15 protein-coding genes are annotated in these 14,336 nt (G+C 39.5%); 14 read left to right on the top strand and 1 reads right to left on the bottom strand.

Features of this window, described 5'->3' with window-relative positions; all coding sequences use genetic code 11:
* The first annotated feature begins 5 nt into the window (after positions 1-5).
* From FLJC2902T_RS05865 to FLJC2902T_RS05835, 7 genes are all read left to right on the top strand, one after another.
* Entirely contained in the window at positions 6-668 is a 663-nt protein-coding gene (locus tag FLJC2902T_RS05865) for a response regulator transcription factor (protein WP_023578856.1), read from the top strand.
* Between the two features lie 49 nt (positions 669-717).
* Entirely contained in the window at positions 718-1,437 is a 720-nt protein-coding gene (locus tag FLJC2902T_RS05860; protein ID WP_023578855.1) for a hypothetical protein, read from the top strand.
* Between the two features lie 208 nt (positions 1,438-1,645).
* Positions 1,646-2,107: a hypothetical protein gene (locus FLJC2902T_RS05855; RefSeq protein ID WP_023578854.1), complete on the top strand. Its 462-nt coding sequence runs from the start codon at positions 1,646-1,648 to the stop codon at positions 2,105-2,107.
* 50 nt (positions 2,108-2,157) lie between these two features.
* Complete coding sequence (locus FLJC2902T_RS05850; protein ID WP_035677414.1) at positions 2,158-2,766, top strand: hypothetical protein; 609 nt, start codon at positions 2,158-2,160, stop codon at positions 2,764-2,766.
* 8 nt (positions 2,767-2,774) lie between these two features.
* On the top strand, positions 2,775-3,947 hold the full coding sequence (locus FLJC2902T_RS05845) for a carboxypeptidase-like regulatory domain-containing protein (RefSeq protein ID WP_023578852.1): 1,173 nt from the start codon (positions 2,775-2,777) through the stop codon (positions 3,945-3,947).
* A 53-nt stretch (positions 3,948-4,000) separates the two neighbouring features.
* Positions 4,001-4,444 (top strand): hypothetical protein, encoded by a 444-nt coding sequence (locus FLJC2902T_RS05840; protein WP_023578851.1) that lies wholly within the window; start codon positions 4,001-4,003, stop codon positions 4,442-4,444.
* 24 nt (positions 4,445-4,468) lie between these two features.
* On the top strand, positions 4,469-5,614 hold the full coding sequence (locus FLJC2902T_RS05835) for a hypothetical protein (RefSeq protein WP_155958859.1): 1,146 nt from the start codon (positions 4,469-4,471) through the stop codon (positions 5,612-5,614).
* Between the two features lie 65 nt (positions 5,615-5,679).
* Here FLJC2902T_RS05835 and FLJC2902T_RS05830 read toward each other — a convergent pair whose 3' ends face one another.
* On the bottom strand, positions 5,680-6,837 hold the full coding sequence (locus tag FLJC2902T_RS05830) for an ATP-binding protein (protein ID WP_023578849.1): 1,158 nt from the start codon (positions 6,835-6,837) through the stop codon (positions 5,680-5,682).
* Positions 6,838-6,961: 124 nt separating this feature from the next.
* Between FLJC2902T_RS05830 and FLJC2902T_RS05825 the strand changes: the two genes are divergently transcribed.
* From FLJC2902T_RS05825 to FLJC2902T_RS05795, 7 genes are all read left to right on the top strand, one after another.
* Positions 6,962-7,771: a DUF4382 domain-containing protein gene (locus FLJC2902T_RS05825; protein WP_035677412.1), complete on the top strand. Its 810-nt coding sequence runs from the start codon at positions 6,962-6,964 to the stop codon at positions 7,769-7,771.
* A 152-nt stretch (positions 7,772-7,923) separates the two neighbouring features.
* A complete protein-coding gene (locus tag FLJC2902T_RS05820) occupies positions 7,924-8,928 on the top strand; it encodes an AAA family ATPase (protein WP_023578847.1) in 1,005 nt (334 codons plus the stop codon).
* An 85-nt stretch (positions 8,929-9,013) separates the two neighbouring features.
* On the top strand, positions 9,014-9,877 hold the full coding sequence (locus FLJC2902T_RS05815; RefSeq protein WP_023578846.1) for a DUF58 domain-containing protein: 864 nt from the start codon (positions 9,014-9,016) through the stop codon (positions 9,875-9,877).
* A gap of 34 nt (positions 9,878-9,911) precedes the next feature.
* Positions 9,912-11,519 (top strand): protein BatD, encoded by a 1,608-nt coding sequence (locus FLJC2902T_RS05810; protein ID WP_155958858.1) that lies wholly within the window; start codon positions 9,912-9,914, stop codon positions 11,517-11,519.
* Positions 11,519-12,520, top strand: a complete 1,002-nt coding sequence (locus tag FLJC2902T_RS05805; RefSeq protein WP_023578845.1) for a vWA domain-containing protein — start codon at positions 11,519-11,521, stop codon at positions 12,518-12,520. Before FLJC2902T_RS05810 ends, FLJC2902T_RS05805 begins: the two co-directional genes overlap by 1 nt.
* Before the next feature lie 6 nt (positions 12,521-12,526).
* Positions 12,527-13,570 carry a VWA domain-containing protein gene (locus tag FLJC2902T_RS05800; RefSeq protein ID WP_023578844.1) on the top strand — a complete coding sequence of 348 codons (1,044 nt, stop codon included), beginning with the start codon at positions 12,527-12,529 and terminating at the stop codon, positions 13,568-13,570.
* Between the two features lie 7 nt (positions 13,571-13,577).
* Positions 13,578-14,333, top strand: coding sequence for a tetratricopeptide repeat protein (locus tag FLJC2902T_RS05795; RefSeq protein WP_023578843.1), 756 nt, complete (start codon positions 13,578-13,580; stop codon positions 14,331-14,333).
* Positions 14,334-14,336 lie beyond the last annotated feature (3 nt).

Raw genomic sequence — 14,336 nt, 5'->3', positions numbered from 1 at the left:
ACACAATGACTGTTAAAATCCTGTTTGTAGACGACCATCCTTCCCAAATTCTTGGCTACAAAACTATCTTAGCCTATAACAACCGGAATCTTGCCATTGAAGCAACCGAGTGTTATAATTGCAAGGATGCTTTTTTGCTACTTACCAACACGGTTAATCCGCCCGAGTTTGACATGGTTTTTCTCGACAGAAGCATGCCTGCTTATGAAGAGGAAGGGCTTTACTCTGGAGAAGATCTTGCGGTTTTGGTGAAAAAGCATCTTCCCGCTGCCAAAATTGTTATTCTCACTTCGCACGCCGAGTCGTTTATTATTTATGACATCGTAAAGAATATCAATCCGGACGGACTGTTGATTAAAAGTGATTTCAGCGGCGACGAACTCTTGTCGGCCTTTGACATGATCATGGATGGAGAAACCTACCGTAGCGAAACGGTACGAAAGGCGATTAAAGAGCTGCTTTCAAGGGAAGATTATCTCGACTGCATCAACCGACAAATCATTATGCTGATCTCGCAGGGTTTTAAAACCAAGTCGATTGCCGGGGAAATCAACCTTACGGAAAGCGCCGTGGAAAAGCGGAAGGCCAAGATAAAGGACTATTTCTGCATCGGCAAAGGCAATGACGAGGACATTATCCGAGAAGCAAAAAAACTCGGGTTTATCTGATTTTAATATTAAATTATAATAACATCTACAAAATCTCTTTGCTTTAACTATGAAAAAAATAATATTTCTTTTTTTAGTTGCAACTATTACAAGTTGCAACTTGGTAAAAAGTTCAATAGTCGGAATTGATACAACACCGGAATGGTTAATGAGTAAAGACATTGTAAAAGAGTTTGACAAGAGAAAAATACCAGATGGGAGCCGTTTTGTTTTGGATACGGCATCTTATAAGAAATCATTAAGGAAAAATTACATATCGGACATTGAAAAATTGGATTTGTCAAGTTCGAATGATTCCCTTTATAAATCGAAACTGAAAAAAATAGTGAAAGACGATTCGCAGCCGGTTCAGGTAAGGTATTTCGATTCGGATTACAATCAGATATTCAAAGTTGTGAATTGTTATATTGATGATCCGATTGCGATGAATTGGAATATTAACAATTGTTTTGATGTATTCCCACCTAAAATTAATATCGAAGATTTAAATGATGATCATAAAAAATTGAATTTCTTTTTGGATCATATTAATACGGTCGATGGAAAAAAAGTTACTACAGAAACTTTGCCGAAAGCAGACTATTACGCCATTGTTTTTTGGAATTCATTTTTTAAAAGACCATCCCGAAAGCTTATTAGCACGATAAAGGAATATCATAATAAGCATAAAGATAAAAGCACTTTTATCCTGTACGTAAACAATCAGAATGCAGAAATCTGGTCTGAAATTGATTCGGCTCAAAAAAGAGAAATCTTAAGTCCGCTTTAGCCCGGTTCTTAGAGAACAAAACCGTTTTGGTTTGCAGAATGTTTTTTTAAGATTACCGTTTTTTGGAGTTTTAACATTAATTGCGGAAAAACCACAACAGCCCCTTTTTTCATGATACTACTTTTACAACATCAAATTACTGCAGAAAAATTTGAAGTTTAAAAAGTAAAAATTAGTAATCTTAAAAAGTAAGAAAAAAATTAAAATCATGAAAAAATTAGTATTTGGGTTTGTTGTTTTGTTTGGTTTGAACGCTACAGCCAGTGGATCAGTAAAAAGTGGAGAGTTAAATAAATGTATGGACGTTCTTAATGAAAAATGCGTTATCGGGGATAATCTTCTTAAACTCAATTTTCATTTTGAATTTGGAAGAGCATCAAAGGAATGTGCGGGGTGGGGAATTTGTAAATTAGATGTCACCTTAGAAGGTGAACCCAGTGATTTCATAGGAATGATGAATAGAAATGGTAATTTGCAGATTGAAATATCAAAAAAAGGAATGGATTCAATTGCAAAAATTTTTGGAGGTAAAACAATTATTATTGAGGAAGATTTTACACTTTCAAAAGAAGTTTGCTATAAAGTAGGTTTGAAAGAAGGATATACGATTAAGGCAGGGAAATACAGTATTGTAACTGATGCCTCTGGAATTAATTCAGTGATTTTTTAATTAATTGATCCCAGGCAAATGTAATTTGTCTGGGATTTAAATTTCAAAATATGAGAAAAGTGTTTGTTTTTTTTCTGCTTTTGCAATCTTTATTTAGTTGTAAATTGGTATTAAAAACTATCAAAGGGATCAAAGATCCAAAAATTGAAACTTCTGCCACTTCTAGAAAGTATCTTTATAAAAATGATATGGATACGACTAGGATAGTCTATTTTAAAAATCTGCAATCTTTCGTTTCTGCTTCAAAAAAGAAAATGCTGACGATTCCCAATGCGATTTTTTTTGATAAAAGGGGAAACTTTGTGGATTACAGGAAATCAACAACCGATTGCAATGCTAAGGTTCATGATTTTATCGAAGAACTTACAAACTTTAGTGAAGCTAAAAAAGATTCAACTAGAACAATGGCACAATTGAAGCAACTTTTAGCGAGTTCTAATAGCAATATATTGTCAGAACAATATGCAGATATAAACGTTTTCATTACGTGGGTACAATATGCAGGAGCATTAAACAAAGAGAAAGCCTTTGATTGGGTGAAACTTCTTGAAGAAGCCAAGCAAAAAGGTATCAGCGTAAACTATTATCTCTTAAACTGCGATTTTCAGGAAAACTGGAATATGACCAAAGAACAAAAAGAAGACTTAGGTCTTAATTAATAACTCCCATGAAAAACACCCTAATCGTTTGTTTACTATTTGTTTCCGTTTTAACATTTGCAACACCAAAGGTGATAAACGGAATTGTAAAAGACGCCACCACCTTGTTGCCCATTGAAAGCGTTTCTATCAGTATTGAAACTTCCAATTTAGGAACCATTTCCAATTCGGAAGGGAAATTCAGATTGGTGTTTTCCGGTGATTTCAGTGCGATACGATTCAGTCACTTGAATTACCAAATATACAATCATGACTTGAAAACAGGTGAAACTGAAGTCGAAATTTATCTGGAACCGAAATCCTTTCAACTTAACGAAGTCATTGTCCGATCCAAACCGGTTAAGGAATTGTTAGCGGATGCCGTCAAAAGTTCAAAAGAAAAACTAGAAAAATCAATCGTACTCAATACCTATTACAGGGAGTTTGTGAAAATCAATGAAGAATATAGCAGCTTTTCGGACGGATTGTTGGATTACAATATTAAAAGGAAAAGCGGTGCGTCGGACTTGTATGTAAATCAGTCCCGGGCTGTAAAACTGACGGATGCGCCTTCGGACGAAAAGGAAAAAAAGCGGGAATCATTTTACCTTTATGATGTCAGAGATGCGGTAGCGGAAGCCTATAATTTTAAGAATATTAAACGTATTTTAAACAGCACAAGTTATGACTTTGAGATTGAAACCAAAACAGATGATCAAGGCAACTCTATTGAAATAGTTACAATACTTCCTAAAGAAAACGTGGAATTTCATTTGTACATGGGGACGGTGGTGTTCGATGCCAAAACAAAACTGATTCTGGAAATGGATATTAAAAAGTCACCCAAGCACAAGATTTATGCAATGGATATTGATATTGTTTTTCTTCGTTTTAAAATATATGAAGAGGACAGAAAAGCAGGTTACCGAATTGATGGTGAAAAGTATATTTTGGTATACAATCAGAATAAGTTAAATGCATACATCAATTTTAAAGGGGATTTTGAGGATACTTTCGAATTCATGAGCGACATGGTGGTTTCCGACTACAAGGAAGGCGAATTCGATTTTGACCGAAGCAAAAGACATAAGGAACGAAGTCTGTTCAGCGCCGGAAACCATTTTACGGAAGAATTCTGGAAGACCAAAAACAGCATACTGTTAAATGAGGAAGAAGAAAAGATTCTTAGTACACTCAACTGATTTGACCTGTCGTTTTCGAACATCGTTCGCTTTAGACCTTAATTAACAATCCAATGAAAAAGAACTATTTATGGGCAACTTTGTTGTTGCCTGCGCTTTCTTTTGCCCAAACCGAAGCAAAAGAACTCGAACTCGATATTCGCGGCAGAAGCTGTATCGGCGGTCTGGGAATCTGCACAGCGCTATCTTCGGAAACCAATAAAACCAGTATGAAAAATTTTAATGTATCAAAGCAATCGTACAATACTCTTTTGATTCAGATAGAAATCAATAAACTTTCTCTTGATGAACAATTGTTGTTTTTCGGAAAGGAGTATGCTAAAATAACACCGGAAGAAATCCTTGAGTTTATCCAGGATGAGGATTTTATTTTCGACAAAGACACTTTGCTTTATCTTGGTGTTGATACCAAATACGACCTGTTGAAGAAAGGAAATTATCCGCTTAAATTCTCAAAAGATAAGGTTGCGGTAACCCTCACGTTGTCGGAAGGTTAAAAAGAGAAATAGATCGTTGTTCCCATGAAAAAATTACATTGTCAATTCGTGTTGCTGCTGTGTCTGTTAACCCAACAAATGCAATCCAATACTCCTTTCGACATAAAAAAAGAACCAAATGAGGTGATTGCCGAAATGAAACTCGAGTTGCAATACCTTCAGAAAACGCATAACGATAAATATTGGCAGTTCCACCATCAGTTGGAGCAGCTCAGTAATAGTCTGGTTTCTGAAACCAATCCGGAACAGAAAATAAATGTTCTGATTAAAAAAGACCAAATCAGGGAACAGCTTTTGTTGCTTCAAAATGAAACAAACAATGAAATCTCCAAAATCCGCTACCTCAAAGGGCTGCAGATTATCAAAACCTTATACGAGAAAGTGCTGAGTTTAGACCATCACTTCGCTTCGGTACGAACACTGAACGAGATCAATAAAATATCAAACCCTAATCAGTACCCAGAATACAGCAAGTTAAAAGAAGTAGTAAACGCCAAAAAAGACAAGAAAACAAGCCTTGATTTAACTTCTGTATTGGGTACTAATACCATCGTTTCCGTAGTGCAGACGTTCACCAACATGATAACGTCGGGCCTGACAAAAGCCGAAAAGGACAAGGAAATTGCCGATGTGGAATGCATACTCGATTTTACCCTTCGGATGCAGAACGACCTCAATACCATTTATTTCGAAACCGCTTTTCTGCAAACGAGCAACGACAAGATCAAACAGGAAATCGAACTGCTTTTCAAGGATTACACCAAACCCATCGGGTACAGCGCCTCACTAGACAATTGCAGAACCAACGACGACTGGGAGTCCATCACCCAAAAAATGGAAGACTACCTCTCCAAGATGAAGACCGCTACAGGGAATTCGCAGTACAAAATGCAGGTCAACATCGAGTTTCCCATCGACAGGCTGTTGCAGTTCATAACGCAGTACAACAACTTCATCGATCAGGGCGGAAAATTCTACGAGAAATTCAAAATTATCCTCAACAGTTACGAGAACGAGAAGCAATGCGAAACCAAACTTCCCCTCGAATACAAAAAACTCAAATCGGATATCGATGTGGCCATCAATAAATTCAACGTGGCCTACAAGCCGGTGGAAGTCAACGGAACCAAAATGAAAGAAATCCTATACGGACTTAATGAGTTTGATTAGATGATAAAAATAATTGCTACAGTGATCCTATTGGTCTTAAGAGTAATGGCGGAGAATCTAAACCCCTAATTGTATTTCACTTTCCGCAAAATGCGCATCACCTCCTTAAAGGAAACGTATATCGAAGGGTTTTTGAAGGCTTTCAGAAATGGTTTGGCGTCAATCAGTTTGTGTTTTGCCTCCTCAAAACCGTTAAAGTAACAGATCATCAGTGTGGCGGGCAGATTTTCCAGATCTTTCTCCTCCCGAGCCGATAATGCCAGTCCTTTTTCTAGTTTGCTCAGCAGGATAAGATTCGAATTGTAAATGTGAAACAGCATCTTCCGGTTGTATTGCGGCGGTTCAAAGAGCAATTCCGTCTCCATCTTGTAATATCCGTTTTCATAGAAATGCAGTGTAACTTTTTCCAGAGGATAATAACTGGTCCTGTCGTTCAGCCCCAACGGAACATATTCGGTTATCGTAAAATCGTTCTCAGAATAGTCCACCGTAATTTCATCCAAAGCCGAGTAAAAAAGCTTCACCTGTTCGTTGATTAATTCGATGTCAACCCGGGAATAAAACGTTTTGTCGCGTATTCTTTTCTTATTTCCGGCCCAACACACCACAAACAGCTCCTTAAACACCTTGTATTTCGGGTTCATGTCCCTGTGACGGTTGTTCATGAAATCAATCACCCCTTCCAGCGTATGGGCAATGCTGTTGCGTGAATTGTTTTCGATGCTGATGACCGTTTCGGCATTCTGATTCTTCGCTTTAATCGACATCGGAATTTCCGCCGTGTTTTCCACCGGAGTAGTGGTGCTGCCGCGTCTCACAAAAACGCTTTTGGCCACAATGGTATGGATGCCTTTCTTGAATGAGGAAATTTTATTGTTCGGTTTGATGGTAACCAGACCGACCACCTTGTCTTTCGGCAGATTGGGGAACGGCACGTTTTCATATTGGATTTTCGGCGGATTGTCCAAAAAAGCATTCACAAGATTCTGAATACGGCTGTCGTCAAAAAAATCATCCCCCACAATTTCGTTATCCATGTCTTCTACACCCACCACGATATAGGAATTGTTCATGGGGTTGGAATTGGAAAGCGCGCAAATGTGTTTCAAAAACTTTGCTTTCCCTTCTTTGGTGTGCAGATTCAACTGTCTTTTTTTGTCATAAAAAGTACTTTCGTCGTTATGGGCGAGCAAATTTTTAACGAGAAGACGCTTATTGATCATCTTTAAAAATGGTTAAATTTTCATTGCAAAGTTTCATATAAAGGTCGTTAATTTTTTGTTAATGTGCATAAGATAATAGTAAATCGAAACGTTATAAAATTATTAATTATAAAAACTTCCCCCTATGAAGACTATCAAAAACTATTTACTTGGCCTTATGGTCATGGCCTGTGTAGCCACTTTAGCAATTAGTTGCAACGACAGCGATGACTCGCAAGTGCAAGGAACTTCAAAAATTACGGTCAGGATGACAGACAATCCCGGCGATTATGATGAAGTCAATGTTGAGGTTGTCGACGTGATGATTAAAAGTAATTCCGATACCGGCGAAGGTGGCTGGGTAAGTATCGGAAATATCAATCCCGGAATTTATGACTTGTTGGAATTAACAGGTGGTATTAGTGTGATATTAGCCGATAACGAAGTTCCGTCAGGTCATTTGGGTCAGATGCGTCTGATTTTGGGTGATGAAAATACGGTGGTAAAAGATGGAATTATCTATCCTTTGCGTACACCAAGTGCCCAGCAATCCGGATTGAAGTTGCAGATCAACCAGACATTAGAACCCGATTTTACCTATAATTTCCTATTGGATTTTGATGTGCATAACTCTGTTGTAGTGGAGGCAGGAAATTCAGGAAATTACAATTTGCATCCGGTAATCAGAGTAACAACAGAAGTTGCCTCTGGAGCAATTAAAGGAACCGTATTGCCGGCAGATGTTCCAACGTTGGCATCGGTTGTGGTTAACGGCGTTACAGTTACAGCAGAAACCAATGATATAGGAGTATTTCAGTTGAACGGAATTCCATCGGGAACTTATTCGGTAACACTAACACCGGATGCTGCTTCAGGTTTGGGTGTTTTAGTTGTTGATGGTGTTGTGGTCGTAAACGGACAAATAACGGATATGGGAAGCCTCACCTTACCATAATATAACAAGAAGTGAAGATTTTATTAAAAGACAGCCAAAACCAAGGCTGTCTTTTGTTTTTTAACCAATTATTAACAACAAACGACTAAATTAATTATCAATTTGCATTGTTAAAATATCTTATTAATTTCACGGCTCAAAAATACACACAAATGGAAGAGACAACAACTACTATGGACATTAGGGCAATTAATGAAAAAATAGAAAGAGAAAGCGCTTTTATTGACCTTCTGACAATGGAGATGAACAAGGTAATCGTAGGTCAGAAAACCATGATAGAACGTTTACTTATCGGGCTTTTGGCCCAGGGACATATTTTGTTGGAAGGGGTTCCCGGATTGGCAAAAACATTAGCCATCAATACCCTGTCACAAGCAGTTCACGGTTCTTTCAGCAGAATCCAGTTTACACCCGATTTGCTTCCTGCCGACGTAGTGGGAACCATGATTTACAATATGAAAGTGAATGACTTTTCGATTAAGAAAGGTCCGATATTTGCCAATTTCGTTCTTGCCGATGAGATCAACCGTGCCCCTGCCAAAGTGCAATCCGCATTGTTGGAAGCGATGCAGGAAAAACAGGTAACCATTGGCGACGAAACCTTCAAATTAGACCGACCATTCTTAGTAATGGCTACGCAGAATCCAGTGGAACAGGAAGGAACTTATCCGTTACCGGAAGCACAGGTAGACCGTTTCATGTTGAAAGTGGTTATCGATTATCCTAAAATGGAGGATGAGCGCATGGTAATCCGTCAAAATCTGAACGGTGGATTCGAAAAGGTAAACCAGGTGGTTTCTTTGGAACAGATTTTAAGAGCACAACAAGTCGTTCGCGAGGTCTATATGGACGAGAAAATAGAGAAATACATTTTGGATATCATCTTCGCAACGCGTTATCCTGAAAAATATAAATTAGCCGATCTGAAACCATTAATCAGTTTCGGAGCCTCTCCCCGAGGAAGTATCAACCTGGCATTGGCGGCTAAATGTTACGCCTTCATCAAACGCCGTGGGTATGTAATCCCGGAAGACGTGCGCGCCGTAGTACACGATGTGTTGCGTCACCGTATCGGTATTACCTATGAGGCGGAAGCCGAAAACGTTACTTCGGTAGACATCATCAACAAAATCGTTAACGAGGTTGAAGTACCTTAATTTCAGACTGCAGTAGGTAGATTTCAGTAGGCAGTTTAGCACTAAAGCCTGAAATCTGCATTCTGCATTCTGCATTCTGAAAAATATGGATACCAAAGAATTACTGAAAAAAGTACGGAAAATAGAAATCAAAACCCGAAGACTGAGCGATCATATCTTTTCGGGCGAATACCATACGTCGTTTAAAGGACGTGGAATGACTTTTTCCGAAGTGCGTCAATATCAATTTGGGGATGACGTTCGTGCCATCGACTGGAACGTGACCGCGCGCTACAACGAGCCGTATGTGAAAGTGTTCGAAGAAGAGCGCGAACTGACCATGATGCTGATGGTGGATTGCAGCGGATCGGAAAGTTTTGGAACCAAAAACCAGCTGAAAAGTGAAATCGTGACCGAAATTGCCGCAACGATGGCGTTTTCAGCAACTCAAAATAACGATAAGATCGGATTGATTTTGTTTTCCGATCAGATTGAACTGTTCATTCCGCCCAAAAAAGGAAAATCCCACGTACTGCGCATCATCCGTGAGCTGATCGAATTCCAACCCAAAAGCCGAAAAACCGATTTGTCTCAGGCACTGAAGTTCCTTTCGGGGGTTCAGAAAAAGAAAGCCATCGTATTCGTAATTTCCGATTTCATGTCTTCGGATTATGAACAAACACTGAAAATTGCCGGTAAAAAGCACGACGTAACCGGCGTACGTGTCTACGATCATCGCGAGGAAACGATGCCCAATATCGGAATGGTAACCATGGAAGATGCCGAAACCGGTGAAATCATGGTGGTCAATACCAATTCGAAATCAGTGCGTATGGAGTATGAGAAAAACTATCTGGATAACGTAAAGTATTTCAAGGAAACGTTTTCCCGTTGTGGCTCCGGAGCGGTGAGCACCAGAGTGGACGAAAGTTATGTGACCAAATTGCTGGGGTATTTTAAATCGCGATAACAGAATTAGTACGGATGTACAATTAGTGACAAAAATGATAAATATAAAACGATACTTATTTCTCCTTTTACTAATCGCAACAGTGGGTTTTGCACAACAACCGGTGCAAACCAGTGTCGATTCGACTAAGATTAAAATTGGTTCTCAATTTAATCTGACGTTGAAGGTGAAAGGAACCAAACAAACACGCGTCGCTTTCCCGGAGAGCAAAAGTTTCGGACAACTGGAAGTGTTGGAATCCTATCCGGTTGACACGATAAAGAAAGACGCCACTTACGAATTCATAAAAAAGTACGGATTGACGCAATTTGACTCGGGTCGTTACGTGATTCCGAGAATTCCGGTGTTAATCGGTAACAAGCAATTCTTATCGGATTCGGCCGTAATCGAAGTGAACAATGTGGTGGTCGACACGCTCAAACAGAAAATGTACGACATCAAGCCGATTGTTGAGGTTAAGGATCCGTCTTCCGATTTCTGGTGGTATTTGTTGGCATTTGCAGTACTTGGCGGATTAGGATATTTAGGGTATTGGTTGTACAAAAAATACAAAAACCGTCCAAAAGAAGAAGTAATTGTATATGCTTCGCCTATCGAAAAAGCAACCAGTTTATTGCAGAATTTGGAGAAAAAATCGCTTTTGGAACAAGGCGACGTGAAATCGTACTATTCCGAAATGACGGATATTACGCGAACCTACATCGAGGAAACGGTGCATGTTCCGGCGATGGAAAGCACGACCGACGAACTTTTGGTAGCGATGAAACAAGCATCGATGAAAAAGAAAATGGGGATCCGTCAGGAAACCATGGAAGTGTTTGAAAAAATCCTCAAAAATGCCGATCTGGTAAAATTCGCCAAATCCAAACCTATGGATTTCGAAATTAGCGAAGACCGAAAAAACATCGAAAAAATCATTTTCACTATCGATAAAGCGCTTCCGAAAGAAATAGAAGAAGACGAAACCGATTCAGATTACGAAAGACAACAGGAAGAATTAAAACGTAAGAAAATTAAAAAGCGCAATACCATTATTGGCTTCGTGTCCGGGTTCGTTATATTCTTTGTTATTGGAACCGTATTTTTTAACGGAATGAATCTTTTCGGAAGTTCTACTGAGGAATTGCACGAGCAGGACTGGATTACCAGCGAATACGGAAACCCTGGTGTGATTATATCAACTCCAAATGTGTTAAAGCGTATAGATGCTGAAAAGGAAGTGCCGAAAGCCGTCATGGCTATGATTAAAGAAATGCAGATTTTTGAATCTGGAGGGTATTTTGACGACTATTATATTGTAGTTAGTACAGCTAAATACAAAAAGGAAACCAAAGTAGATCTGGACAAAGCACTTGAAGGAGGTTTGCAGGCAATGGAGGTAAAAGGAGCTCAGGATATCATTGTGAAAACGGAAGATTTCAATACCGGCGAGGGACTGTCCGGAAGAAAAGCATACGGAACCATGAACTGGATTGATAAAATCACCAAAAAATCCAGAAAAGCATACTACGAATTTGTGATATTCAGCCAGGACGGCGGATTACAGCAAGTGTTCACCATGTATGAAGAAGGTGACGAATTTGGAAGCAAAATCACCGCGAGAATTTTAGAATCAGTCGAACTTAGAAAAGCAGCGCAATAATGAAGAACATAACGTTTGCCAATCCGGAATTCTTTTGGCTGTTTTTGGTGCTGCCCATAGCCATAGGTTGGTATTTTTGGAAACGAAAAGAACAGGTCGCCACATTAAAAGTCAGCTCAGTAAAAGGGTTTAAAACTACAAGTTCGGTGTTGCCGAAGCTAAAACCGATGTTGTTTGTGCTGCGTATTTTGGCTTTGAGCGCTTTAATTGTCGCCATTGCCCGACCACAATCCACCGATGTGACCAACAAATCCAGAACCACACGCGGAATCGATATCGTAATGGCAATCGACGTTTCCGGTAGTATGCTGGCCAAAGATTTAAAACCTAATCGTATGGAAGCCCTGAAAAGAGTAGCTTCCGAATTCGTGGAAGAACGTCCGAACGACCGAATCGGGTTGGTGGTTTATGCAGCGGAAAGTTATACCAAAACTCCGGTAACAAGTGATAAAGCAGTAGTTTTAGACGCATTGGAGAGTGTGAAATACGATAATTTGCTGCAGGACGGAACCGGAATCGGTGTGGGATTGGCTACGGCGGTAAATCGATTAAAAGACAGCAAAGCGAAAAGTAAAGTCATCATTCTTTTAACGGACGGGGTGAACAATTCCGGATTTATCGATCCAAGAATGGCTTCGGAAATCGCAAAAGAATACGGCATTAAAGTATATACCATCGGAATCGGAACCAACGGAATGGCCGAGTTTCCTTACGCCATCGCGCCGAACGGACAGTTTTTGTTCCGAATGATGAAAGTGGAAATCGATGAAAAACTGATGAAAGAAATCGCCATGATGACCGACGGAAAGTACTTCAGAGCCACCAGTAACAAAAGTTTGGAAAACATTTATAGCGAAATCAATAAACTCGAAACTACCGAAGTACAAGAACAGCGCTTTTACAATTACGATGAAAAATACCGTTTGTTCGCGTTTTTCGCACTTGGTTTGCTGAGTTTGGAATTAGTGTTAAGAAAGACCTTGTTTAGAGGTTTTATATAAGTGATTATGGAAAATTTTGAATTTGACGAACCGAAATATTTTTATCTGTTAGCAATTCTGCCGATTCTGCTGCTGCTTTTCCTGATTAATTTGTATTGGCAACGTAAAAAGCAGAAGGAGTTCGGCGATTTGGAACTACTGAAACAATTGAGTCCCGAAAAGTCGACCTTCAAACCGGTTTTGAAACTGGTGGTGGCGTTATTGGGATTAGGTGCATTAGTTCTTGCCTTGGTGAATCCGAAAATCGGGACCAAAATGGAAACCGTAAAGCGTCAGGGTGTGGATATTGTTTTTGCCGTGGATATTTCCAAAAGTATGCTGGCGGAAGACATTGCACCCAACCGTTTGGAAAAGAGCAAGCAGGTGGTTTCACAAATCATCAATCAGTTAGGTTCTGATAGAATTGGAATTGTGGGTTATGCCGGAAGTGCTTATCCTGTTTTGCCGATAACAACCGATTACAGTGTAGCCAAAATGTACCTGCAAAGTATGAACACCGACATGGTTTCGTCACAGGGAACAGCTTTGGGGCCAGCGTTGAAATTGGCGAGTTCGTATTTTGATGATCCGCAAACGAGTAAACTAATCATCATGCTTTCCGATGGGGAAGATCACGGTGAAGGGTTTGAAGAAGCATTGGAGGAAATCAAAGACAAGAAAATAAAAGTAATTACGATTGGTATCGGTACCGAAAAAGGAGGGCCGATTCCTTTACGCCATAATGGAGTGATTGAAGGGTTCAAAAAAGACATGAACGGAGAAACGGTAATCACGAAATTATATCCGGAAACACTCAAAACGATTGCAAAAAATGCCAACGGAGGCTATGTTTTCGGCGGAAACACAAAGGCAGTTATCGATTACGTTAAAAACGGACTGGACAACTTGGAGAAAACCGATTTTGAAAGCCAACAGATTGCCGATTTCGAGTCGCAGTTCCAATGGTTTCTAGGTATTGCGTTCTTTCTTTTGTTCCTTGATGTTCTGTTTTTAGAACGTAGAACAAAATGGGTGAGAAAACTGAATTTATTTAATGAGGAGAAAAGTTAAAAGTCGAATGAAGCAGTTAATTTTATATACTTTTTTATTGTTCTCTGTGGGATTATTTGCCCAAAAGAAGGATAAGAATCTGCCAAAAGGGAATGAAGAGTTCAACGATAAAAAATTCGCTGAAGCGGAAGCGGATTACCGTATGTCGCAATTTCAGAATCCGCGCCGGGCTACCGCATCCTATAATTTAGGAAATGCGATTTACCGTCAGAAGCAGCCCAGCGAGGCGAAGCATTCTTATCTGGAGGCTATCGAAAATGCCAAAGGGAAAAAACAAAAACACAAAGCTTTTCACAATTTGGGCAATGTCCTGATGACTGAAAAAAATTATCAGGGTGCGGTGGAAGCCTACAAGAATGCCCTTCGTAACAATCCGAACGACGAGGAAACCCGTTATAATTATGCGTTGGCGAAGCAAAAACTAAAAGAGAATCCGCCTAAAAAAGACGATAAAGACAAGGATAAAAATAAAGATCAGAACAAGGATCAGCAGCCAAAAGACGATAAGGACCAGAAAAAGGACCAACAAGATCAGAATCAGGACAAAAACCAGGACAAGAAGGACGATCCGAAAAATCCGGATAAGAAAGAAGACAAAGGCGACGAGGACAAGCAACCTCAGAAGCCACAGCCAAGCGGTGCTTCCAAACAACGGATGGAAAATATGCTGGATGCGGTGAATAATGAAGAGAAGAAAGTTCAGGATAAAATCAAAGGGAAAGAAGTAAAAGGGAAACCTTCCCGAAATGAAAAAGATTGGTAATCA

This window comes from Flavobacterium limnosediminis JC2902, from assembly GCF_000498535.1.
Taxonomy (GTDB): Bacteria; Bacteroidota; Bacteroidia; order Flavobacteriales; family Flavobacteriaceae; genus Flavobacterium; species Flavobacterium limnosediminis.
The sequence above is the reverse complement of the archived record's forward strand: the minus strand, read 5'-3'. Positions and strand labels throughout refer to the sequence as shown.